We start from the raw sequence: 23,978 nt of genomic DNA on the forward strand, positions 1-23,978 counted from the left end.
TCAGGGGCCGCCGACAGCGGTACAGGCAAGTGATCGGTTCAGAGGGAAGAGCGGAGGACGTCAGCGCCATCAGGATCGCCCGGGCGGCAGTGTCGGCCCGGGTACCGCAGGACATCGACAGTGAGGTGGTCTCCGGTCAGGCAACAGCAGCGATCCCCGCGCCCCCGACAGCGTCTCGGTCGGGCCCGCGGACACAACAGGCCGGTGCGTGAGCAAGGCCGGCAGATGGTGTAACAGCTCCTTCGGGGCCCCGGTGTCAGCACGACGCCGGGGCCCCTCGACCGTGCGGCGGGCCCGGCACGCTGGCATCCCGGACCGGCGGCCGACGTCCCGTCCTGTGGCGGACCGTGTCGCTGTTGGGCCGAACGGGTGACTTGGCGTAAGAATGACTGGTGCATGCATTGAAGGCGAGTCAGTCCGGGGGGTGCCGGTGAACCGTTACGACGTCACCGATGAACAGTGGGAAGGGCTCGCTCAGGTCGTTCCGTTGCGCGGGCGGGACGCGTGGCCGTCGGCGGTGGACCACCGCTCGCTCCCGGACGCCGAGACGGAGACCAGGCGGCGCTTCGTCGTGTTGCGGGTCAACGTCTTCGCGGACGCCCGCGAGGTCGCCGAGACGCTGATGTCGGGCATACCCGTGCTGCTCGACCTGACGGGAGCCGAGACCGACACCGCCAAACGCGTCCTGGACTTCTCCACCGGGGTGGTGTTCGGCCTGGCCAGCGGTATGCACCGGGTCGACCGCAACGTCTTCCTCCTCACCCCGCCGGGCACCGAGGTGAGCGGACTCATGGAGGGGGCCGGAGCACCGGGCATCTGAGCCGCGGACGACCCACCGCCCTCGGCGGACCGTCCGCCGCGCCGCCGGACCACCGCGCCGCGCCGCGTGCCCTGCCGCGGGCGACGCGGCCGCGCGGCGGCTCTGCGGTCCGCCCGCGCGGACGCCCGGCGACTTCGGGGGCAGGGGCCCGGCGGTCCAGTTGCGATGAGGTCCGGCGATTCGGCGGTCCGGGGTCCGGCGGTCCGGTCGCGTTGAGGTCCGGCGATGTGGCGGTCCGGGGTCCGGCGATCAGGAGGTCCGGCGACTCCGCGGGCCGACCGGAGGGGCCCGGCGGTCCGGTCGCGTTGAGGTCCGGCGATGTGGCGGTCCGGGGTCCGGCGATCAGAAGGTCCGGCGACTCCGCGGGCCGACCGGAGGGGCCCGGCGGTCCGGTCGCCCGGCGGACGGCGCGCCGTCGGCACCGTGCATCGTCGTCGGACTCACGCGTCGTCGCGCCGCTGCCGTGTGGGGGTCGGCGCGGCTCGCGTGATCCCCCGATCGTAGGAAGCTTGTCCGGGCGGAACGGTTCGCCCGGCGGCGGAGTCCTACCGTCCGCATATGCCCTCGCCCCCCTCCTCCACTCCGTCGCAGACCGCTCCCTCCACTCCGTCGCAGGCTGCTCCTTCCACGTCGCCGCCGACCCCCGCGCCCTCGACTCCCTCGGCCCCGCTCCTTCCGTTCCCCTCCGACGCCCCCGCGGCTCCACCAACTCCCGCGACTCCCGCGGGCCCTGCGGTCCCTGCGGTTTCCGCCCCGGCGTCCTCCGCCGTTTCTCCGTCCCGCTCGTCCGCGTCCGACGGTCGTCGTGCGCCCGTGCACTCCGCTCCCACCGTGCCCGCTCAGGCGTCGCCGCCGGAGGACCGGCCCGGCCGTCCGTCCGCGGGTCCCCTCGGCACGACGGCGACCGGTGGGGCGCCGTCCTCCCCGGTGCGCTGCGCCTCGTGCGGCGCCGATCCACGTGGAGCGTCCGGCCCGGAGCCGCACCGGGTGCCGGCACCCGTCGTGCCGGCACCCGTCCCGCCGGGCTCCGCGGGGAATGCCGGCTCGCCGTCGGCGGCGGGTCGTGCCGCGGCCCGCACTCCGGCGCCTTCGTCGGACGTCGAGCCGCCCCCCGGCGCGACGCGATCCGACGCAACGCGGTCAGGCGCGACGCGGTCGGGCGCCGGGCAGGAGCCCCGTGCCACCGCCGTCCCCGCACGTCATGTGCGGCCGTGCGTCACCGAGTTGCGGCTGTCGGCGTTCGCGGGACACCGCCGGGCCCGGTTCTCGCTGGGGGCCGTCACGGTGTTCGCCGGGCCCAGCGGCAGCGGCAAGAGCAGTGCGCTGCGCGCCTACGAAGCGCTGGCGCGGCTCGGCGGCGGGGCTCTGCTGGGGGAGGTGTTCCCCGATCCGGTCGCGTGCGTGCCGCAGGGCGCGCGGCCCGATGCCCAGCGCCGCCGGGGATTTCGCATCGGATGCACGGCCGACGGACCCGGCGGCCCGGTCCGCCTGGACGTCGCCGTACAGGCCGAGCCCGAACTGCGCATCGTGGGGGAGCGGTTGAGCGCGGGAGGCGTCGTCCTGCTGGAGACGGCCCTGCGCGACCCCGGGCGTCGCACGGTGCAGGCCGCCTGGCACACCGGCGGCCCCGCGCCCGTCACGCGCGCGCCGCTGCCCGACGACCGGCTCGGCACCGCGCTGCTGCCGCTGCGCGTCGCCGGGAAGACCGACGGCCAGCGTCAGGTGCTGGCGGCGGCCGAGCAGATGGTCGTCGCGCTGCGGTCGGTGTTCCCCTGCGACCCCCAGCCCGACTGGATGGGCGCCCCCGTGCCCACGGGCACCGGCCGGCTGCTCACCGGATGCGACAACCTCGCCGACGTCCTGTGGCGCACCCGGGAGGAGTGCGGCAGGCGGCACGCGCAACTGGTCGCCGCGCTGTCCGCCGGGTCCCGCGCACCGGTCGTCGACCTGCGCGCCGAACCGCTCGCCGACGGCACGGTCCGGGCGGTCCTCGACCGCGCCGACGGCCGCACCGAACTGGCCCGGCTGGGATACGGCGAACTGCGCTACGTCGCCCTCGCGCTGGTGCTGCTCACCGGACCGGGCGTCCTCGACGTGGACCCGGCCGGCGAGGTGCCGGCCGCGATGCAGACCCTCACCCTGCTCGCCGACGGCCTCGACCGCGGCCTCGACGAGCGCCAGGCGGGCGAACTCCTGAGGCTGGCCGTGCGGATGGCCGGGCGCGGGCACATCCGCTGCGTCGGCGCGGTCGGCGACGGCAGCGGGGCCGCCCGGACCGACGGCGTGACGGTGGTACACCTGGGGCCGTGACAGAACAACACCTCGATGTGGCGAAACTACAGCGCAGGCTGGCCGAGTTCGCGGCCGCGCGGAACTGGCAGCCCTTCCACACCCCCAAGAACCTCGTCGCCGCGCTCAGCGTGGAGGCGTCCGAACTGGTCGAGATCTTCCAGTGGCTGACGCCGGAGGAGTCCGCGCGCGTGATGGACGACCCGGACACCGCGCACCGGGTCACGGACGAGGTCGCCGACGTCCTCGCCTACCTGCTGCAACTGTGCGAGGTGCTCGGCGTCGACCCGCTGACGGCACTGGCCGCGAAGATCGACCGCAACGAACTCAGGTTCCCGGCGCCCTGAGGCCCGCGGTCCGCCGCTCGGCGGTGGGGACGGCAGGACAGGAGGGACTCGATCCGTTTTCACTCTCCGCAGTCGAGGAACGGACCGAAATCGATTTGTTGTCCACAGATTTCGGTCCACCTCTGGCTTTTCGCCCCGCAGGCCCTCACTCTGGGTAGTGAACAGTCATGTTCGGGTGGCGTGCCGGAAGCACGCCGGGCAGACGGGGGCGGCGCATGGACGCGGTGCGGCTCATCCTGACGAGCAGGCGCGCGCTCGCCGGCAGCGGCGGACGCACGGAGATTCTCACGGAGGTCTGGCAGGCACAGGCCCTGGCACAGGCGATCGGCAGCCGGCTCGCGGTCTCGGGCCCGCCCGAACTGCGGGGCGAGGCGCTGGGGCTGACGGAGCTGGCGGGCCGGGGCTGCGGCGTCCTGGGCTCGCCGGACCTCGACCCGGGGGACCTGCTGGCCGCCCGGCTCACCGATCTGGACGACGCCCGTCGGGCCCTGCTCGACCTGGGCGGCCTGCTCGGCGAGGTGGGCATCGCCCTGGTCGGCCTGGCGTGCTCGGTCGACGACCAGGGCACCTACTGGCAGTGCATGGAGGCCATCGACGCGGCGGACGAGTCCAGGGACCGGGTCCTGGAGATGCTGCGCAAGCTGGCGGCGCGAGAGGAACGGGAGGAGCGGGAGGGCGCGTTGCCGGAGAGATGACCGGCGTCCTCAGCCCGCCCCGCCCGCTTCGCCCGCCCCGCCACCGTCGATCTCGACCATGACGGCCTCCTCGGCCTCCGGCCCCCGGCCTTCACGGCGAGGCCCGGGACGGGTGACGTCCCGGCGCAGGCCCGCCGGGACGGCCACCGGCTTCGGCGTGCAGGATGGAACGCATGGATCTCCGCATCTTCACCGAGCCCCAGCAGGGCGCGACCTACGACACCCTCCTCACCGTGGCGAAGGCCACCGAGGACCTCGGCTTCGACGCCTTCTTCAGAACCGGTACCGTATCTACCCATGGAGCTCATCTCCCTGGGGGACAGGGACCACGCGGACATGGTCAGGGCAGTCACGTACGGCCGGCAGAGCCATAAGAGCGAGACCGACAGTCAGGCGTCCCCAAAGATGCAGCGCGACAAGGGGATTGCGTACATCAACTCTCAGGACAACTGGACCCACGCCGGGCACTACGAGGACGTCGGCCTCTCCGGGTACGACCCTAACGTCTACCGGCCCGACTTCGAGCGGCTCATGGAAGACGCGCGCGCCCGGAAGTTCGACGTCGTAGTGATCTACATGCTGTCCCGGCTCACCCGTCAGGGAGCCGCGGAGGCGATGAGGATTCAACAAGAGTTGGCGAACCATGGAGTCGCCCTCGTCTCGACGCAAGAGCCGTTCATCAACACGTCCGATGACAACCCGTTCGGGGTGGCTTTCTTCGCGCTTATCGCGGGTCTCGCGCATCAGGAGTCCAAGAACAAATCGAAATTCATCCGCGACGCCTTCGCCGAACTCCAGTCGCGCGGCTCCCACTCCGCCGGACCCGTACCGTTCGGATTCGACGTGGAGCCCGTCCAGGTTGACAAGATCACGATTCGGAAGCTGAAGCCGGGAGTGACGAGCGACGCGGAGATCGGTCCCAAATCCACGCCGGCTGACGCAGTGATGTATATCGTCAAAGAGGCGGAGGGCGGAGCAACGGCCAACGCCATCGCGTCACAGCTCACTGACAAGCGTGTGAAGACTCCCCTCGGAAGCCTGGACGACGAAGCCGCGGAAGCACGCCGAAAGGCAGCGAAGCAGCGCAGGAAGGGCGGCGACGGGGACACCGCGGATTACGAGTGGTCGTCGACCGTCGTCCTTCGCATCCTCCGGGACCCTCGCCTTGCAGGCTTCGCCATCGGACCCGTCGACCAGAAGACGAAGCGCAGGGAGATCCTCCGCAACAGCGAGGGGCAACCTGTGCAGCCGCACGAGGGGTTCATCACGCCGAAGCGCTGGTATGACCTTCAAGCGCTCGTCGACGGCCGCAAGCGGACCCACAAGCGATCCCGTGGAGGCTCAATGACTTTCCTCGGTTCCTGGGGTGTCCTGCGTTGCGGAACATGCGCGTCCGGCATGACCGTCGCCAACACTGACGGGGTGTACGTGTGCAACCTGCGCCGCAGCGTTGGCGACGCGCCGAAACACGTTCTGGGCATCAGCATGGCGGACACGGACGCCGTTGTCGCCGCACGCCTGTGGGCGAAGGTGGCAACGCTCGACCCGGAGGACGACAACGACGTAGCCCTACTGACTGCCGCCGCAGAACGCTTTGCCGTCCAGGGAGCGGACCCGGAGGCGGCTGCGGAGCTCGCTGAGCAGGAAGCGCAATTTGAGCACGTGCAGAAGAGCATGAAAGAGCTCTACGCCGACCGTAAAGACGGCCTGTATGAAGGGGCCACGGGGCGTCAGGCGTTCAAGGACACGATCCTCAAGTATCAGGCTCACGAGTCCGCCTGTGCGGCGCGCATCGACGAGCTGAGGGCCGCAGCCACCACCGCTACCCGCCTCCCCCTCGACGAGTGGGCGGCAGACTCCGACAACAGCGACCCGATGGAGCCGGGAGGCCTCTGGAGCCGATGGAGCATCGAGGACCGGCGCTCGTTCCTGGCCCTCTTCGTCGACCGTGTCACAGTCAATCCGAATACAACGCGACGCGGGACGGCGTGGGAGCGGGTGAACGGGCGGGTCGAAATCGAGTGGGCGACGCCCGCAGAGAGCGATTCCGATAACGAATCGGTAACAGGCTAGCTAGCCTCCGCTCACCGCCAGGCCGCGCAGGGCGTAGCGCAGGCGAACCGTCAGGTAGAGGACGCGGAGCGGGCTCTCTCCGACGCTAAGCGAAGCGCCCGCCAGGCAGAGGCGGACCTCACGCAGGCGCGCAAGGACGCGACGCAGCAACTCAAGGATCTGAACGACCAACTCCTTGACGGCATGCTCGACGCGCGCGAAACGACTCTCCGCGTCAAGGAAGCGCGGGAGGAACTGAACAAGACTCTCGCCGACCCGAAGGCTACGGAGCTGGAGCGGGAGCGCGCGAAGCTCTCCCTGGACGAGGCCCTTCGCAACGCTGACAAGCAGAAGGCCAAGAACCGCGAGCTGACACAGTCCGTCGCCGATGCCAGGAAGGCCGGCGTCGACGGCAACAAACAGGTTCAGCATGCCGTGGAGCGCGTCGCAGAGGCGAACGGAAGGTTGCCGACCAGTCCCGCGCCGTCGCCGACGCGCAGGCCAAGGTACGCGACGCACAGGTTCAGGGCGCACAGGCGATTGCCTCCGCGGAGCGGGGCCTACAGGCGCGTCCGGTGAGGTCGACGAGCTGAGGACCAACGGGCTGGCGGGCTCCCCGGCCGAGGTCGTGGACAAGATCGGCCGCTACGCCGAGATCGGTGTGGAGCGGGTCTACCTCCAGCTCCTCGACCTGCACGACCTGGACCACCTGGAGCTGATCTCCGCCCAGGTACAGGCCCACCTGCCGTAGCGCGACGCAGCGGACGGCGGACGGCGGACGGCGGACGGTGGAAGGTGGACGACAGACGGGGCGCCCCCCGGAGGACGTCCGCGTCACGGGCTCTGTGACACGGCTGTGACCGGAACTATGGCTTCCGTCACAGTCGTGCGGCCGGGGCCCTGATGAGGTGGCCGGATGCGCAGAACCGCCCCTCTCCTCCCGGCCCTCACCGCCGCCCTGCTGCTCACCGCGTGCGGAGCGGAACGTGCCGGCACCCACGACGGCGGCGTCGGCGCGAGCGGTTCGGCGCCGCGGACCGCTGTCTCCCAGCCCGCGGTGCACGGAGTGCGGATCACCTCGGTGACCATCCCGTCCGCCTCCGCCTCCGCCTCCGCCTCCGCCTCTCACTCCGTCTCCGCGAGCCCCGGTGCCGGGGGCGGCATGGTCCGGGCCGAGCCCCTGCCCACCGGAACCCCGGCCGGCTCGGCCGGCTCGGGCGTCTCGGCGGACTACGAGGTCGTCAACTCCACCGCCGGAGCCCTGACCTACACCGTGCTCTTCGTCTTCACCTCGGACGACGGCGGAGCCATGAGCAACCGCAAGGTGACCGTGGGCCCGGTCGGGCCGGGCCGGACGGTGCGCGGAACGGTGCGACCGGAACCCCTGCCGCCGGGAGCGCCGCCGGTGACCGGGGTGAAGGTCGCCGAGGTGACCAGCGTCCCCGCGGCCGAGGCGCCGGCCGAGGCGGACGCCTGCCCGCCCTCCGGAATCCGTGTCACGGCCGACGACGGCGACGCCGCCATGGGGCTGCGCGTGGTGGGACTGTTCCTGGAGAACTGCGGCGACCGGGACTACACCGTCAAGGGCTACCCGGGGCTGACCCTGCTGGACGACGACCGCCAGCCGGTCGACGGCGTCACGATCGTCCACGGCGGCGGGGGCATCGCCACCGTCACAGGGTTCGACGACCCGCCGCGCACCGTGACCCTGGCACCCGGCGAGCGGGCCACATCCGGCCTGATGTGGCGCAACACCACCGGCTTCGGCACGGCCGTGGGCGTCCCGTACGTCAGGGTGCGCGCCAGGCCGGACGCCGCGCCGGTGATGATCACCCCGCACCTCGACCTCGGCACCACCGGGAAGCTCGCCGTCAGCGCCTGGCGCGCGGCGGCGGAGCCGCAGGGGACCCGCGCCACCGCCTCCCCCTGACGACCGTCCCCGTCCGCCCCCTCCCTCCGCCGCCCACACCGCGTCCGACCAGCCCGGACAGGCTCCCGGCGGCCGGAAATTCCCGGGTGCCGCAGGCCGGTTCTCGGTACGTTGTGCGGACGGGCGAGCGCGCTGCCGCTCCCGTTCCCATCCCACCTCTCCTAGGCGCCCACCGTGTTCCTGACCATCGGCACCACCGGCACCCCTGAACGCCCCGCGACCGATCTGGGCTTCCTGCTGCACAAGCATCCCGGCAAGTCCCAGGCGTTCTCCACCTCCTACGGAACGGCCCACGTCCTCTACCCCGAGGCCGACGCCGAGCGCTGCACGGCGGCGCTGCTGCTGGAGGTGGACGCCGTGGCGCTGGTCCGGCGCGGCAAGGGCAAGGGCCGCGGCGGCGCTCCCGACGCGGCTCTCGCCCAGTACGTCAACGACCGCCCCTATGCGGCCTCCTCGCTGCTCGCGGTCGCGTTGAGCGGCGTGTTCTCCAGCGCGATGCGCGGTGTGTGCGCGGCGAGGCCCGAACTGCCGGCGCAACCGCGGCCGTTGCGGGTGGAGATACCGGCCCTGCCCGCGCGCGGCGGGCCCGCCCTGGTGCACGCCCTGTTCGAACCGCTCGGCTGGCGGGTGAGCGCCGAACCGGTGGCCCTCGACGCGCGGTTCCCGCAGTGGGGCGACTCGCGGTACGTGAGCCTGACGCTGGAGTCGGAGAAGCTCACCGTCGCCGAGACCCTGCGTCAGCTGTACGTCCTGCTGCCGGTCCTCGACGACGCCAAGCACTACTGGGTGTCGGCCGACGAGGTCGACAAGCTGCTGCGCGCCGGTGAGGGCTGGCTGCCCGACCACCCCGAGCACAAGCTGATCACCAGCCGGTTCCTGTCCCGCCGCTGGTCGCTGACCCGGCAGGCGATGGAGCGGCTGGAGCTGGTCCGGCTCGCCGAGGCCGACGACAGCGAGGTCGAGGACATCGACAACGCCGTCGCGGCGGACGCCGAGACGCAGGAGAGGCCGACGCCGCTGGCCGAGCAGCGCCGCGAGGCGCTCGTCACGGCGCTGACCCGCGCCGGAGCCGCCCGCGTCCTCGACCTGGGCTGCGGGCAGGGCCAGTTGGTGCAGGCGCTGCTGAAGAACCCGCGGTTCACCGAGATCGTCGGCGTCGACGTGTCGATGCGCGCGCTCACCGTCGCCGCGCGCCGGCTGAAGCTGGACCGCATGGGGGAGCGGCAGGCCTCCCGCGTCCAGCTGCTTCAGGGCTCGCTGGCGTACACGGACAGCCGGCTCAAGGGCTACGACGCGGCCGTGCTCAGCGAGGTGATCGAACACCTCGACCTGCCCCGGCTGCCCGCGCTGGAGTACGCCGTGTTCGGCTCGGCCCGTCCGCGCACGGTCCTGGTGACCACCCCGAACGTCGAGTACAACGTCCGCTGGGAGAGCCTCCCGGCCGGCCACGTCCGGCACGGCGACCACCGCTTCGAGTGGACCCGGCGGGAGTTCCGCGCCTGGGCGGCCGCGGTCGCCGGGCGGCACGGCTACGACGTCGCGTTCCTGCCCGTCGGACCGGACGAACCCGAGGTCGGCCCGCCCACCCAGATGGCCGTCTTCGAGAGGAAGGCGGCCGGCGCGGAGAACGAGGCCGCGCGGCGCGGGAACGCCGGGAACCGCGGCGGGACGACCGCGAAGACCGCGAAGACTGCGACGACCGGGACGACCGGGACGACCGGGAAGGCTGCGACGACCGGGATGAACGAGACGGGCGGGACCGACGAGACGAGCGGGACCGACGAGATGGGCGGGACGGACCAGATGGGCGAGACGGGCGAGACGGGCGAGACGGGCGAGAAGGGCGAGAAGGAGGCGGAGGCGGCATGAACGACATCCAGGTATCCGCGAAGGCGGGCCGCGTCCTGCCCGTCACCGATCTCTCCCTCGTCGTGCTCGTCGGCGCGTCCGGCTCCGGCAAGTCCACGTTCGCGCGGCGTCACTTCAAGCCCACCGAGGTCATCTCCTCCGACTTCTGCCGCGCTCTGGTCTCCGACGACGAGAACGACCAGAGCGCGACCCGGGACGCGTTCGACGTCCTGCACTACATCGCCGGCAAGCGGCTCGCCGCCGGCCGCCGCACGGTGGTCGACGCCACGAGCGTGCAGTCCGACGCGCGCAAGCAGCTGATCGACCTGGCCAGGCAGCACGACGTGCTGCCCGTGGCCATCGTCCTGGACGTGCCGGAGGAGGTGTGCGCCGCACGCAACGCGGCACGCACCGACCGCGCCGACATGCCCCGCCGGGTCATCCAGCGCCACATCCGCGAACTGCGGCGCTCGCTGCGCCACCTGGAGCGCGAGGGCTTCCGCAAGGTGCACGTCCTGCGGGGCGTCGAGGACGTCGAGAGCGCCTCGGTCGTCACCGAGAAGCGCTACAACGACCTGACCCACCTCACCGGCCCCTTCGACATCATCGGCGACGTCCACGGCTGCTCCTCCGAACTGGAGTCGCTGCTGGGCAAGCTGGGCTATGCGGACGGCGTGCACCCCGAGGGCCGCCGGGCCGTCTTCGTCGGCGACCTCGTGGACCGGGGGCCCGACAGCCCCGGAGTGCTGCGGCGGGTGATGTCGATGGTCGCGTCCGGGAACGCCCTGTGCGTCCCCGGCAACCACGAGAACAAGTACGGCCGGTACCTCAAGGGCCGCAACGTGCAGCACACCCACGGGCTCGCGGAGACCGTCGAGCAGATGGAGGGCGAGAGCGAGGAGTTCCGCGCCGAGGTGCGCAGGTTCATCGACGCACTGGTCAGCCACTACGTCCTGGACGGCGGCCGACTCGTCGTCTGCCACGCCGGCCTGCCGGAGAAGTACCACGGCCGCACCTCCGGCCGGGTCCGCTCCCACGCGCTCTACGGCGACACCACCGGCGAGACCGACGAGTTCGGCCTGCCGGTGCGCTACCCATGGGCGGAGGACTACCGGGGTCGCGCCGCCGTCGTCTACGGGCACACGCCGGTTCCCGAGGCGACCTGGCTGAACAACACGATCTGCCTGGACACCGGAGCCGTCTTCGGCGGCAGGCTGACCGCGCTGCGCTGGCCCGAACGCGAGCTGGTCGACGTGCCGGCCGAGCGGGTCTGGTACGAGCCGGCGAAGCCGCTGCGCTCCGAGGCGCCCGGCGGCCACGACGGCCGTCCGCTGGACCTGGCGGACGTGCACGGCAAGCGCGTCGTGGAGACCCGCTACGAGGGCCACAACCGGGTCTCCGTGCGCGAGGAGAACGCCGCGGCCGCCCTGGAGGTGATGAGCCGCTTCGCCGTCGACCCGCGCCTGCTGCCCTACCTGCCCCCGACGATGGCCCCCACGGCGACCAGCCGCGTGGACGGCTACCTGGAGCACCCGGCGGAGGCGTTCGCGCAGTACGCCGGCGACGGCGTCGCCCGGGTGGTGTGCGAGGAGAAGCACATGGGCTCCCGTGCGGTGGTCCTGGTCTGCCGCGACGCGGAGACGGCCCGCAGGCGCTTCGGCGTCGGCGGCGCCGGCGACGCGGGCGCGGCCGACGGCGGGGGAGGCCCCACCGGCTCCCTCTACACCCGTACCGGCCGCCCGTTCTTCGACGACGGGACGGTGACGGAGGAGGTCCTCGGCCGGGTGCGCACGGCGGTGGACGAGGCAGGCCTGTGGGCCGAACTGGACACCGACTGGCTGCTGCTGGACGCCGAGCTGATGCCGTGGTCGCTGAAGGCGTCGGGACTGCTGCGCTCGCAGTACGCGGCGGTCGGGGCCGCGTCGGGCGCGGTCCTCCCGGGTGCGCTGTCGGCCCTGGAGTCCGCCGCGGCCAGGGGCGTGGACGTCGGGGACCTGCTGTCGCGCCAGCGTGAACGCGCGTCGGACGCGGCCGCGTTCACCGAGGCCTACCGCCGCTACTGCTGGACGACCGACGGCCTGGACGGCGTACGGCTGGCCCCGTTCCAGATCCTCGCCGTCCAGGGCCGCAGCCTCGCGGCGCTGCCGCACGACGAGCAGCTGTCGCTCCTGGACCGCCTGGTGGAGCACGACAACACGGGTCTGCTGCGGACCACCCGCCGCCTGTACGTCGACACGGGCGACGCCGGGTCGGTCGCGGCCGGCGTCGACTGGTGGCTGGAGATGACGGGCCGGGGCGGCGAGGGCATGGTCGTCAAGCCGCTCGGCGCCCTGGTCCGCGGCGAGGACGGGCGACCGGTCCAGCCGGGCGTGAAGTGCCGGGGCCGTGAGTACCTGCGGATCATCTACGGTCCCGAGTACACCCGGCCCGAGAACCTCGCCCGGCTGCGCGGCCGCTTCCTCGGCCACAAGCGGTCGCTGGCGCTGCGCGAGTACGTCCTCGGCCTGGAGGCCCTGGACCGGCTGGCGCAGGGCGAGCCGCTGTGGCGCGTCCACGAGGCGGTGTTCGGCGTCCTGGCGCTGGAGTCGGAGCCGGTCGACCCGCGGCTGTGAGACGCCGCCCGGTCCGTGCCCCGGCGCGGGCCCGGCGGCGCGCGACCCGGCCCCGCCTCACCCCACCAGCCGCAGCCGCTGCTCGCACACCCCGACGCGCACCCGCTGTCCCCACGTCAGCTCCACCGCGTCGGTCTCGATGCCGTCGCCGAAGGCGATGAGTCGCTCCGACTCAACGGTGAGGGTCAGCCGGCGGCCGGCCGCGAGTTCGCCCGCCACCAGCGACGTGCCGGTGGCGGGGGACGGCCAGGCCTCCCGCACGAACCACACCAGCCGCTGTTCCGTCGGGGACGGCAGGCGCGGACCGCCGTCCGCCCCGGCGCCGCCCCGCTCCTGCCACACCGACCGGATCCAGCCGGTCGCCCCCGTCCCCGTGCCCACCAGCACCCCGGAGGAGGCCTGGGCCTCGACGGCACCCCCGTCGCCGTCGAGGCCCAGGCGGTAGCGGGCGGTCTGGTGGCCGGCGGCGCCGAGGTAGATCTCGTTCAGGGCCAGCAGGCGCTGGGTGTCGTCGGCGACGGCCTCGACCATGGTCAGCTCGGTCGTGCCGGTGCCGGCGGCGAGCGCGCCGGGCAGCAGCACCGGCGCGTCCGACGGCCGGTGGCGGACCAGGACGCCGGCGTTGCGGCCCGGGTCGGCGTCGATGCCCACCACCGGCTGCCCGGACAGGTACTTGGCGGCGTTCGCCACCAGCCCGTCCTGGCCGACGACCACCACCACGTCCTCCGGGGCGAACAGGAAGCGGTCCAGGTCGGCGCGCTCCACCCGGCTCTGCCGCCAGGTCAGCGGGATCGCCGCCGTCACCTCCGCCAGGGCGCGTCTCGTGCGCCGGTGCCGTTCGGCGACCTCCTCGATGTCCCGGCCCCGCGAGGAGAGGAAGAAGGCGGCCTGGCCGTGCGTGCCGTGCCGGGCCACCAGCTCCTCGTACTCCGTGGTGCGGTGGACCAGCACGGCCCGCGGGGCCAGGCTCACTGCCGTTCCCCGGCCCCGAGCCTGGACAGCAGGCCGGTCAGCACGTCCGGCGAGATCGTCACGCTGTCGATGTGCGGCAGGTTCTCCGCGAGACGCGTCCCGGTGAGCGCGTGCAGCGTCGCCACGTCGACGTCGCCGTGCACCCGCAGCCAGGCCTCCTGCGCCTGCGCCCGCGCCTCGCCGACCTCGCGTGCCGCCACCGCCTCGGCGCGGGCGACCCGCACCGTGCGCGCCGCCTCCGCCTCGCTGAGCCGCTCGGTGCGCCGGGCCTCCGCCTCCCCGAGCCGCACCTGCCGGTCGGCCTCCGCCTCGGCCAGCTTCACCGAGCGCGCGGCCTCCGCCTCGGCCAGCCGCACGGACCGCTGGGCCTCGGCCTCCGCCCGCACCTTGTCCGCGGCCGCGTGCTCCTCGGCCTCACGGCGGGTGTTCGTGCCCCGCTGCTCGACCAACTGCTCCTCGCGGCGCGCCAGTTCGATCTGGCTGGCCAGCTCGTTCTCGGCGATCGTGCGCTCCCGCTCGACGGCGACAGCCCGCCGCTCGTAGGTGGCCCGGTCGGCCTCCTGCTGGATCTGCTCGCGCGCCGGGGTGCGCAGCGCCCGCTCGACCTCGGGCTCCGGGCGCAGAGCGACGACCCGGACGGCCACGATCTCGATGCCGGTGGCCGGCAGCCGCGGTTCCGCCGCCAGCCCGGCCGCGACCCGCTCCCGCACCGCCGTCACGCCGTCCACCAGGGCCGACGACAGCGAGGTGCGCGCGAGGACGTCCAGCGCGTGCTGCTGTGCCGTCTCCGTGAGCAGGGTGCCGAGCTGCTCCAGGGGCGCGCCGCGCCAGATCCCGGTGTCGGGGTCGATGGAGAAGTCGAGGCGGGCGGCGGCCAGGGCCGGGTCGCTGACGCGGTAGGTCACCGTCGCCTGCACCGTCACGTCCTGGAAGTCCGCCGTGCGGGCGTGGAAGGTCATGGCCAGCTCGCGGTCGTCCACCGGCACCTCGGAGAGGGCGGCGCTCAGGGAGCGGAACCAGAAGCTGAGCCCGGGCCCGTCGTGCGCGAGTCTGCCGGAGCGGTGGTGGCGCACATGGGCCGTCGGAGCGCCCCGCAGATGGCGCCAGCCCAGGCGCCGGGTGATGTCGGCCATGTGAGGCCCCCCTCGTTCCCTTTTCTCGTCACTGCGACGATAAGAAAACGATAGCGACGGCTCCTCTTGTCGTCAAGGGGACGAGAAGGAGGGCGGGGGCAAAGACGGAACCGGCGTGGGCGGACCCGGCGCGGAAACGGTCCCAAGAAGGCCGAGCAGGGGGTGAAGACGGTCTTCGGTGGTCAGGATGGAGGCATGGGATTCCATGTCGACTCCGAGGCCGGGCGGCTGCGCCGCGTCATCCTGCACCGGCCCGATCTCGAGCTCAAAAGGCTCACCCCCAGCAACAAGGACACCCTCCTCTTCGACGACGTGCTCTGGGTGCGCAGGGCGCGCGCCGAGCACGACGGGTTCGCCGACGTGCTGCGCGACCGCGGCGTCGCCGTCCACCTCTTCGGCGACCTGCTCACCGAGGCCCTGGAGATCCCGGCGGCCCGCGCGCTCGTCCTGGACCGCGTCTTCGACGAGAAGGAGTACGGGGTGCTCGCCACCGACCACCTGCGCTCCGCGTTCGAGACCCTCCCCGCGCCGGAACTGGCCGAGGCCCTCGTCGGCGGCATGACCAAGCGGGAGTTCCTCCAGGCGCATCCCGAGCCCACCTCGGTGCGCTTCCACGTCATGGAGCTGGACGACTTCCTCCTCGACCCGCTGCCCAACCACCTCTTCACCCGGGACACCTCCGCCTGGATCTACGACGGCGTCGCCATCAACGCCATGCGCTGGCCGGCCAGACAGCGCGAGACGGTCCACTTCGAGGCCATCTACCGCCACCATCCGCTCTTCCGCGCGGAGACGTTCCGCCTGTGGTCCGAGGGGCAGGCCGACTACCCGTCCACCATCGAGGGCGGGGACGTCCTCGTCATCGGCAACGGCGCCGTGCTGATCGGCATGAGCGAGCGCACCACCCCGCAGGCCGTCGAGATGCTCGCCCACAAGCTGTTCGCCGCGGGCTCGGCCCGGAGCATCGTGGCCCTCGACATGCCCAAGCGGCGGGCCTTCATGCACCTCGACACCGTGATGACGATGGTCGACGCCGACGTCTTCACCCAGTACGCCGGCCTCGGCATGCTCCGGTCGTACACCATCGAGCCGGGCGCCGCCGACAAGGAGCTGAAGGTCACCGACCATCCGCCGGAGCACATGCACCGCGCGATCGCCGCGGCTCTCGGGCTCAGCGAGATCCGCGTGCTCACCGCCACCCAGGACGTCCATGCCGCCGAGCGCGAGCAGTGGGACGACGGCTGCAACGTCCTCGCCGTCGAACCGGGCGTCGTCGTCGCCTACGAGCGCAACGTGACCACCAACACGCACCTGCGCAAACAGGGCGTCGAAGTGATCGAGATCCCGGGCAGCGAACTGGGCCGGGGCAGGGGCGGCCCGCGCTGCATGAGCTGCCCGGTCGAACGGAGCGCCGTATAGACGTACACCCGTCTGTATAAAAATGCCAACGGTCGTATAGACTTCCGACGTCTGTGTCACCGCAGCGACCCTTCACGGCAGTTCTCACCGCGTCTTTGGAGCGACCCCCATGGCGACAGTCCCGACCGCCCTCGCCGGCCGCCACTTCCTCAAGGAGCTGGACTTCACCGGGGAGGAGTTCCGCGGTCTGGTCGCCCTGGCCGCCGAGCTGAAGGCCGCCAAGAAGGCCGGGACCGAGGAGCGGCGCCTGGCCGGCCGGAACATCGCGCTGATCTTCGAGAAGACCTCGACGCGCACCCGCTGCGCGTTCGAGGTCGCCGCCGCCGACCAGGGCGCGTCGACCACCTACCTCGACCCTGCCGGCTCGCAGATCGGCCACAAGGAGTCGGTGAAGGACACCGCGCGCGTGCTGGGCCGGATGTACGACGCCATCGAGTACCGCGGCGACAGCCAGCACAAGGTCGAGGAACTCGCCGCCCACGCGGGCGTCCCCGTCTACAACGGCCTCACCGACGACTGGCATCCCACCCAGATGCTCGCCGACGTGCTCACGATGACCGAGCACAGCGCCAAGCCCCTCGGGGAGATCGCCTTCGCCTACCTCGGCGACGCCCGCTTCAACATGGGCAACTCCTACCTGGTCACCGGCGCCCTCCTCGGCATGGACGTGCGGATCGTGGCCCCGAAGAGCTACTGGCCCGCCCAGGAGGTCGTCGACCGCGCCCACGAGCTGGCCGAGGCGAGCGGGGCCCGCGTCACGCTCACCGAGGACCTCGCCGAGGGCGTCCGCGGCGCCGACTTCGTCGCCACCGACGTATGGGTGTCCATGGGGGAGCCCAAGGAGGTCTGGGACGAGCGGATCGCCGCCCTCGGCCCCTACGCGGTCACCATGGACGTCCTGCGCGCCACCGGCAACCCCGACGTCAAGTTCCTGCACTGCCTCCCGGCCTTCCACGACCTCGGCACCAAGGTCGGCCGCGAGATCCACGAGAGCCACGGCCTGGACTGCCTGGAGGTGACCGACGAGGTGTTCGAGTCGGCCCACTCCGTCGTCTTCGACGAGGCCGAGAACCGGCTGCACACGATCAAGGCCGTCCTGGTCGCCACCCTCGCCTGACACCCCGGGGCCGCCCGTGCCCCCGCCCCCGCAGGCGCACCACCCGCCCGTGGCCGGACCCGGACGGCCCGGGCGACCCGGTCACGTCCGCTCGGGGCCGCGCTGGGGCGGGACGGCGGCCAGCCGGAACCACACCGCCTTGCCCTGCTCCGTGGGCCGGTGCCCGCAGGACGAGCTGAGGGCGCGGATCAGCAGCAGCCCGCGCCCGTGCTCCTGCCAGGGGTCGGGCTCCTCGCCGGACGGACGGGTGAGATCGCCCGGCGCCGCCGGGTCCGGGTCGTGCACCTCGATCTGGCAGCCGGTCGGCCGCAGCTCCACCACCAGCTCTATCGGGGCGTCCCCCGCGGTGTGCTCCACGGCGTTCGCCACCAGCTCGGCGGTGAGCAGCTCCGCCGTGTCGCTGTCCGCGACGTGCTTCAGTTCGGCCAGCGCCGTACGGACCAGGGCACGGGCCACCGGCACGGCCGCGGCGGAGTGCGGCAGCGCGATCCGCCAGGAGGCGGCTGCGTCGGAGGGGCGTTCGTGCACGGCGAGTCCGTTCATGGCGCAGGTTCCCGCGATCGACATCGGACGGTCCTGCCTTCGGCTTCAGGAATGGTACGGCGGCCTCCGGCAGAAATGCTCGGCGGGCGTCGCACGGGACGTGCGCCCCGTTGCCGGTCGGCTTACCCGGGACAACGCCCGCCCTCGCGCGCCCGATCCCGTTGTTACCGCGTTATCGACGACCGGTGACGTGTGTGACGAGGGCATGCCGTGCGGTGACACGGCGATTCTTCCCGCCCCCTCTATCGCGTACTCATGACGGCAGTCACGAGAGGGTGATAACTTCGAGGGACTGTCGAGGAGGCCGCCCTCATGAGTCCCTTCACCGGCTCCGCCGCCCGCACCTCCGACTGGCGCCATCTGCACGTGGAACTCGCCGACGGCGTCGCCACCGTCACCCTCGCCCGGCCCGGCAAACTCAACGCCCTCACCTTCGGCGCCTACGCCGACCTGCGCGACCTGCTCGCCGAACTGTCCCGGGAACGCGCCGTGCGCGCCCTGGTCCTGACCGGCGAGGGCCGCGGCTTCTGCTCCGGCGGAGACGTCGACGAGATCATCGGCGCCACCCTCGGCATGGACACCGCCCGCCTCCTCGACTTCAACCGGATGACCGGCCAGGTCGTGCGCGCCGTGCGCGAGGCCCCGTTCCCGGTGATCGCGGCCGTCCACGGCGTGGCCGCGGGCGCCGGCGCGGTCCTCGCGCTGGCCGCCGACTTCCGCGTCGCCGACCCCGGCGCCCGCTTCGCCTTCCTCTTCACCCGCGTCGGCCTCTCCGGCGGCGACATGGGCGCCGCCTACCTCCTGCCCCGCGTCGTCGGCCTCGGCCACGCCACCCGGCTGCTCATGCTCGGCGAGCCGGTCCACGCCCCCGAGGCCGAACGGATCGGCCTGATCAGCCAGTTGACGGAGGAGGGGCGGGCCGACGAGGCCGCGCGGGCCCTGGCCCGCCGCCTGGCCGACGGCCCCGCCCTCGCCCACGCCCAGACCAAGGCCCTCCTCACGGCGGAACTGGACATGCCGCTGGCGGCCGCGGTGGAACTCGACGCGGCCACCCAGGCCCTGCTCATGAACGGCGAGGACTACGCCGAGTTCCACGCCGCGTTCACCGAGAAGCGCCCGCCCGTATGGCGGGGACGGTGACGGCGGCCGGGGCGGCCGGGGCGCCCCTGCGCGTCGCGGTCGTCGGCGGCGGCCCCGGCGGGCTGTACGCGGCGGCCCTGCTGAAACGCCTCGACCCCGCCCGCGAGGTCACCCTGTGGGAACGCAACGCCCCCGACGACACCTTCGGCTTCGGAGTGGTCCTGTCCGACGAGACCCTGGGCGGCATCGAACACGCCGACCCGCACGTCTACGCGGCCCTGCAACGGCACTTCGTCCGCTGGGACGACATCGACATCGTGCACCGGGGCGCCCGGCACACCTCCACCGGGCACGGCTTCGCCGCCCTCGGCAGGAAACGCCTCCTGCGCATCCTGCACGAACGGTGCCGCTCCCTCGGCGTCGACCTGCGCTTTCGCACCAAGGCCCCGGACACCGCGTCGCTGTACGCGCGGTACGACCTCGTCATCGCCGCCGACGGCGTGCACAGCACCACCCGCCAGACCTACGCGCACGTCTTCCGCCCCCGGCTCACCGGCCACCGCTGCCGCTACATCTGGCTCGCCGCCGGCTTCGCCTTCGACGCCTTCCGCTTCGAGATCGCCGAGACCGAGCACGGCGTCATGCAACTGCACGGCTACCCGTACGAGCGCGACGCCTCCACCGTCATCGTGGAGATGCGCGAGGAGGTGTGGCGGGCGGCCGGCCTCGACGCCCTCGACGAGCGGGAGTCGGCGGAGCGCTGCGCCAAGGTCTTCGCCGACGCGCTCGGCGGACGCCCCCTGAGATCCAACGCCTCCGCCTGGACCAGGTTCCGCACGGTGGTCAACGAGCGCTGGTCGCACGGCAACGTCGTCCTGCTGGGCGACGCCGCCCACACCGCCCACTTCTCCATCGGCTCCGGCACCAAGCTCGCCGTCGAGGACGCCCTCGCGCTCGCCGCCTGCCTGGACGAACACCCCGATCCGCGCGCCGCGGCCACGGCCTACGAGGCGGAGCGCAGGCCGGTCGTCGCCTCCACCCAGCGCGCCGCCGCGGCCAGCCTGGAATGGTTCGAGAACATCGGCCTCCATCTCGACCAGCCGCCCCGCCGGTTCGCCTTCAACCTCCTCACCCGCAGCCGCCGGGTCACCCACGACAACCTGCGCCTGCGCGACTCCCGCTTCACCGACGCCGTGGAACGCGAGTTCGGCTGCCCGCCGGGCACCCCGCCCATGTTCACCCCGTTCCGGCTGCGCGGCCTCACCCTGCGCAACCGGATCGTCGTCTCGCCCATGGACATGTACTCGGCGCGCGACGGCGTCCCCGACGACTTCCACCTCGTCCACCTCGGCGCCCGCGCCCTCGGCGGGGCGGCGCTGGTGATGACCGAGATGGTGTGCGTCTCCCCGCAGGGGCGCATCACACCGGGCTGCACCGGCCTCTACACGGCACGGCAGGCCGACGCCTGGCGGCGGATCACCGACTTCGTGCACGAGCGGGCGCCGGGGACCGCCGTCGGCGTCCAACTCGGCCACTCCGGACGCAAGGGCTCGACCCGACTCATGTGGGAGGGCATGGACGAACCGCTGCCCGACGGCGGCTGGCCCCTCGTCGCCGCCTCCGCGCTGCCGTACACACCGCACAGCCGGACACCCCGCGAACTCGGCCGGGCCCAGCTCACCGACCTGCGCGAGCAGTTCGTGTCCGCCGCCCGCCGCGCCGCCCGCTCCGGCTTCGACCTGCTCGAACTGCACTGCGCCCACGGCTACCTGCTCTCCGGCTTCCTCTCCCCGCTCACCAACCGCCGCACCGACGCCTACGGAGGCTCGCTCGCCGCCCGGCTGCGCTTCCCCCTGGAGGTCTTCGACGCGGTCCGCGAGGTCTGGCCGGCGGAACGCCCGGCGACCGTCCGCATCTCCGCCACCGACTGGGCGCCGGGCGGCACCACGGCCGACGACGCCGTCGAGATCGCCCGGGCCTTCGCCGCCCACGGCGCCGACGCGATCGACGTGTCCACCGGACAGGTCGTCTCCGACGAGCAGGTCGAGTACGGACGCTCCTACCAGACGCCGTTCGCCGACCGGATACGGCACGAGGCGGGCGTCCCGGTGATCGCGGTCGGAGCGATCTCCTCGTGGGACGACGTCAACTCCCTGATCCTCGCGGGCCGTACGGACCTCTGCGCCCTGGGCCGCCCCCACCTCTACGACCCGCACTGGACCCTGCACGCGGCCGCCGAACAGGGCTACACCGGCCCCGGCGCACCCTGGCCGGCACCGTACCGAGCAGGCAGCCGCCCACCCCGCACCGGACGCCAAGCCGCCCCCAAACCCCGCGTGCGCCTGATGAATTGACGTCCCGTCGGATCCACCCAGGCAGCCGCCCGCCCCTGCACCGGACGCCAAGCCACCCTCAAACCTCGGCTGCGCCTGATGAATTGACGTTCCGTCGGATCCACCCAGGCAGCCGCCCGCCCCTGCACCGGACGCCAAGCCACCCTCAAACGCCGTCTGCACCCAACAAATTGACGTCCCGTCGGATCCCCGCAGACGGCCCGCCCACCCCGCACCGGACGCCCAGGCAGCCCCCTCGGGGCGGGGACGGGCTCCGGGGGGCCTCACACCCCGGCGAACCGCGCCCCCGCGTCCCGCAGTCGTTCGTGCAGTCCCCGGAACACGGCCGCCGACCGGGTGCCCGGCCAGTCCGGCGGCAGCAGCCGCTCGGGCAGGCCCGGATCCGCGTAGGGCAGGTGGCGCCAGGAGTCCAGGGCGAGGACATAGTCGCGGTAGGCCTCCTCCGGCGGGGTGTCCCGCCGCTCCCGCCAGGCGTCCAGCACCCGCGCGTGCCGGTCGAGGAACGCTTCGTGCTCCTTGGCCACGGCCGCCAGGTCCCACCAGCGGGCGACGGCCTCCGCGGTCGGCGTGAAACCGAGATGCTCCCCGCGGAAGAGGTCCACGTACCCGTCCAGACGCAGTCGCCGCAGCGTGTGCCGGGTCTCCTCGTGCAGCCGCGCCGGGGCGATCCACACCCCCGGGGCGGCCGTGCCGAAGCCCAGACCCGCCAGCCGCGACCGCAGCACGTGCCGCTTCTGCCGCTCCGACTCCGGCACGGAGAACACCGCCAGCACCCAGCCCTCGTCGGCGGCGGGCGTGCCGGCGTAGATGCGGCGGTCGCCGTCGTCGAGCAACTGACGCGCCTCGTCCGAGAGTTCATAGCCGGCCGCGCCCTGCGCCGTGCGGGCCGGCAGCAGCAGACCGCGCCGCTTCAGCCGCGAGACCGAGGAGCGGACGGAGGGCGCGTCGACGCCCACCGCGGCGAGCAGCCGGATCAGCTCGGCGACGGGCACGGGGCCCGGGGCGAAGCGTCCGTACGCGCCGTAGAGCGTGACGATGAGAGACCGAGGTGCGGGCTGGTCGGACACGTAGATCATCTTAGGTCGTCGGCATCACTGCTGGTCACCTTCGGTGCAACCGCTTGCTCGCAACCGGAATCTCTGGAGCTTCCCGGTCGCGGTCCGCGGCAGCGCGTCCAGCAGGACGAACTCGCGCGGACACTTGTACGGCGCCAGCTCCCGCCGGAGGAACGCGCGCAGCGCCTCCGTGTCGCGCGGAGCGCCCTCGCGCAGCACGGCGAACGCGACGGCCACCTGACCCCGGCGCTCGTCGGGCCGTCCCACCACCGCCGTCTCCAGCACGTCCGGATGGCGCAGCAGCGCCTCCTCCACCTCGGGGCCGGCGATGTTGTACCCGGCGGAGACGATCATGTCGTCGGCGCGGGCGACGTACCGGAAGTAGCCGTCGGCCTCACGGACGTAGGTGTCTCCCGTGACGTTCCAGCCGTCGCGCACGTACTGCTCCTGCCGTGGATCGGCGAGATAGCGGCACCCCACCGGCCCGCGCACGGCGAGCAGTCCGGGCTCGCCGTCGGGCACGGGCGCGCCGTCGGCGTCCTGCACGCGCGCCTGCCAGCCCGGCACCGGCACACCGGTCGTTCCAGGCCGGACGTCGTCGTCGGCGGCGGAGATGAAGATGTGCAGCAGCTCGGTGGCGCCGATGCCGTTGATGAGCCGCAGCCCGGTCCGCTCGTGCCAGGCCCGCCAGGTCGCGGCGGGCAGGTTCTCGCCGGCCGAGACGCAGCGCCGCAGCGAGGAGAGATCGAGCCCGTCGAGCCCGTCGAGTTCGTCGAGCATCGCGCGGTACGCGGTGGGGGCGGTGAACAGCACGCTCACCCCGTGCTCGGCGACGGCGGGCAACAGCTGCCTGGGCCCGGCCTGTTCGAGCAGCAGCGCACTGGCGCCCGCCCGCAGCGGGAAGACGACGAGCCCGCCGAGGCCGAAGGTGAAGCCGAGCGGCGGGCTGCCGGCGAAGACGTCGTCGGGCAGCGGTCTCAGCACATGCCGCGAGAAGGTGTCGGCGATCGCCAGCACATCCCGGTGGAAGTGCATACAGCCCTTGGGGCGACCGGTGGTGCCGGACGTGAACGCGATCAGCGCGACGTCGTCGCACGCCGTCCCGACGGCCCGGTACGGCCCGGCCGGCGCCGGCCGGTTCAGCAGATCGCCGGGGGAGTCCCCGCCGTACGTCGTGATCCGCAGCCCGGGTATCCGCGCCGCGACGAGGTCGTCCACCGCCCTGACGTCGCACAGCGCGTGCTCCACCCGGGCGATCCCGCACAGGGTGCGCAGCTCGGGTGGACGGTGCTGGGCCAGCACGGTCACCGCGATCGCGCCCGCCTTCAGCACCGCCAGCCAGCAGGCCGCGAGCCAGGGCGTGGTGGGACCGCGCAGCAGCACACGGTTGCCCGGCGCCACCCCCAGCTCCCCGCTGAGCAGATGGGCGATCCGGTCGACATGGGCGCGCAGTTCCCCGTACGTCCAGGAGAGCCCCGACGGCGTCCGGAACGCCACCCGGTCCGACGGCGGACCGGCGAGCAGCTCGTCGGCGCAGTTCAGCCGGGCGGGATAGTCCAGCCCGGGCAGGTCGAAGCACAGCTCGGGCCACTGCGCGGGCGGCGGCAGATGGTCGCGCGCGAAGGTGTCGACATGGGCCGAGACGTTCATCAGCGTTCGTCCCCTTGCCTCGATGTGCCTCGATGGACTTCCGGCCGCCCTGTCCGGGCCGG

General features: G+C 72.9%; 18 protein-coding genes and 2 pseudogenes. 14 read left to right on the plus strand and 6 right to left on the minus strand.

The annotated features are described in order from the left end of the window. Nucleotides 1-424: 424 nt before the first annotated feature. The 6 genes and pseudogenes from OG802_RS27200 (at nt 425) to OG802_RS27225 (ending at nt 6,224) form a co-directional block, all read left to right on the plus strand. Nucleotides 425-820: a cell division protein SepF gene (locus OG802_RS27200; RefSeq protein ID WP_329414549.1), complete on the plus strand. Its 396-nt coding sequence runs from the start codon at nt 425-427 to the stop codon at nt 818-820. Between the two features lie 1,203 nt (nt 821-2,023). Beyond that, nucleotides 2,024-3,130 carry an ATP-binding protein gene (locus tag OG802_RS27205; RefSeq protein WP_329414551.1) on the plus strand — a complete coding sequence of 369 codons (1,107 nt, stop codon included), beginning with the start codon at nt 2,024-2,026 and terminating at the stop codon, nt 3,128-3,130. After that, nucleotides 3,127-3,456: a nucleotide pyrophosphohydrolase gene (locus OG802_RS27210; protein WP_256911853.1), complete on the plus strand. Its 330-nt coding sequence runs from the start codon at nt 3,127-3,129 to the stop codon at nt 3,454-3,456. The genes OG802_RS27205 and OG802_RS27210 overlap by 4 nt, the downstream gene beginning before the upstream one ends. 215 nt (nt 3,457-3,671) lie before the next feature. After that, the gene (locus tag OG802_RS27215; protein ID WP_329414556.1) at nt 3,672-4,151 is read left to right on the plus strand and encodes a DUF6099 family protein; all 480 of its coding nucleotides are present in this window, start codon (nt 3,672-3,674) and stop codon (nt 4,149-4,151) included. Nucleotides 4,152-4,324: 173 nt separating this feature from the next. Continuing rightward, nucleotides 4,325-4,432, plus strand: a pseudogene (locus OG802_RS27220) (LLM class F420-dependent oxidoreductase); the annotation flags it as partial. A gap of 16 nt (nt 4,433-4,448) precedes the next feature. Next, entirely contained in the window at nt 4,449-6,224 is a 1,776-nt protein-coding gene (locus OG802_RS27225) for a recombinase family protein (RefSeq protein ID WP_329414559.1), read from the plus strand. Here OG802_RS27225 and OG802_RS27230 read toward each other — a convergent pair whose 3' ends face one another. Next, entirely contained in the window at nt 6,225-6,635 is a 411-nt protein-coding gene (locus OG802_RS27230; RefSeq protein WP_329414562.1) for a hypothetical protein, read from the minus strand. Between the two features lie 151 nt (nt 6,636-6,786). On the opposite strand from OG802_RS27230, the pseudogene OG802_RS27235 reads away from it, so the two are divergent. The 4 genes and pseudogenes from OG802_RS27235 to OG802_RS27250 form a co-directional block, all read left to right on the plus strand. Next, nucleotides 6,787-6,954 (plus strand): annotated as a pseudogene (locus tag OG802_RS27235) (LLM class F420-dependent oxidoreductase); the annotation flags it as partial. A gap of 165 nt (nt 6,955-7,119) precedes the next feature. After that, on the plus strand, nt 7,120-8,133 hold the full coding sequence (locus OG802_RS27240; RefSeq protein ID WP_329414564.1) for a DUF4232 domain-containing protein: 1,014 nt from the start codon (nt 7,120-7,122) through the stop codon (nt 8,131-8,133). Between the two features lie 174 nt (nt 8,134-8,307). Then, the gene (locus OG802_RS27245; RefSeq protein ID WP_329414566.1) at nt 8,308-10,002 is read left to right on the plus strand and encodes a 3' terminal RNA ribose 2'-O-methyltransferase Hen1; all 1,695 of its coding nucleotides are present in this window, start codon (nt 8,308-8,310) and stop codon (nt 10,000-10,002) included. Then, nucleotides 9,999-12,593 (plus strand): polynucleotide kinase-phosphatase, encoded by a 2,595-nt coding sequence (locus tag OG802_RS27250; RefSeq protein ID WP_329414568.1) that lies wholly within the window; start codon nt 9,999-10,001, stop codon nt 12,591-12,593. The genes OG802_RS27245 and OG802_RS27250 overlap by 4 nt, the downstream gene beginning before the upstream one ends. 57 nt (nt 12,594-12,650) lie before the next feature. Here OG802_RS27250 and OG802_RS27255 read toward each other — a convergent pair whose 3' ends face one another. Both OG802_RS27255 and OG802_RS27260 read right to left on the minus strand, forming a co-directional pair. Then, entirely contained in the window at nt 12,651-13,565 is a 915-nt protein-coding gene (locus OG802_RS27255) for a hypothetical protein (protein WP_329414570.1), read from the minus strand. After that, nucleotides 13,562-14,698 (minus strand): SPFH domain-containing protein, encoded by a 1,137-nt coding sequence (locus OG802_RS27260; protein ID WP_329414572.1) that lies wholly within the window; start codon nt 14,696-14,698, stop codon nt 13,562-13,564. The genes OG802_RS27255 and OG802_RS27260 overlap by 4 nt, the downstream gene beginning before the upstream one ends. Before the next feature lie 195 nt (nt 14,699-14,893). On the opposite strand from OG802_RS27260, the gene OG802_RS27265 reads away from it, so the two are divergent. Next, nucleotides 14,894-16,117, plus strand: a complete 1,224-nt coding sequence (locus OG802_RS27265; protein WP_329414574.1) for an arginine deiminase — start codon at nt 14,894-14,896, stop codon at nt 16,115-16,117. Between the two features lie 109 nt (nt 16,118-16,226). Next, nucleotides 16,227-17,234: an ornithine carbamoyltransferase gene (argF, locus tag OG802_RS27270; protein ID WP_329414576.1), complete on the plus strand. Its 1,008-nt coding sequence runs from the start codon at nt 16,227-16,229 to the stop codon at nt 17,232-17,234. A gap of 81 nt (nt 17,235-17,315) precedes the next feature. Here the strand turns inward: argF and OG802_RS27275 are convergent, their stop codons facing one another. Further along, nucleotides 17,316-17,777, minus strand: a complete 462-nt coding sequence (locus OG802_RS27275) for an ATP-binding protein (protein ID WP_329417428.1) — start codon at nt 17,775-17,777, stop codon at nt 17,316-17,318. Nucleotides 17,778-18,089: 312 nt separating this feature from the next. Here OG802_RS27275 and OG802_RS27280 point away from each other — a divergent pair, with 312 nt between their 5' ends. Next, a complete protein-coding gene (locus tag OG802_RS27280) occupies nt 18,090-18,917 on the plus strand; it encodes an enoyl-CoA hydratase family protein (protein WP_329414578.1) in 828 nt (275 codons plus the stop codon). Further along, nucleotides 18,902-21,211 carry a bifunctional salicylyl-CoA 5-hydroxylase/oxidoreductase gene (locus OG802_RS27285; RefSeq protein ID WP_329414580.1) on the plus strand — a complete coding sequence of 770 codons (2,310 nt, stop codon included), beginning with the start codon at nt 18,902-18,904 and terminating at the stop codon, nt 21,209-21,211. Before OG802_RS27280 ends, OG802_RS27285 begins: the two co-directional genes overlap by 16 nt. A 263-nt stretch (nt 21,212-21,474) precedes the next feature. Here OG802_RS27285 and OG802_RS27290 read toward each other — a convergent pair whose 3' ends face one another. Together OG802_RS27290 and OG802_RS27295 are read right to left on the minus strand one after the other, a co-directional pair. Beyond that, entirely contained in the window at nt 21,475-22,287 is an 813-nt protein-coding gene (locus OG802_RS27290) for a PaaX family transcriptional regulator (RefSeq protein ID WP_329414582.1), read from the minus strand. A 15-nt stretch (nt 22,288-22,302) separates the two neighbouring features. Beyond that, nucleotides 22,303-23,916, minus strand: a complete 1,614-nt coding sequence (locus OG802_RS27295; RefSeq protein WP_329414586.1) for an AMP-binding protein — start codon at nt 23,914-23,916, stop codon at nt 22,303-22,305. Nucleotides 23,917-23,978 lie beyond the last annotated feature (62 nt).

Source organism: Streptomyces sp. NBC_00704 (assembly GCF_036226605.1).
Lineage (GTDB): Bacteria > Actinomycetota > Actinomycetes > Streptomycetales > Streptomycetaceae > Streptomyces.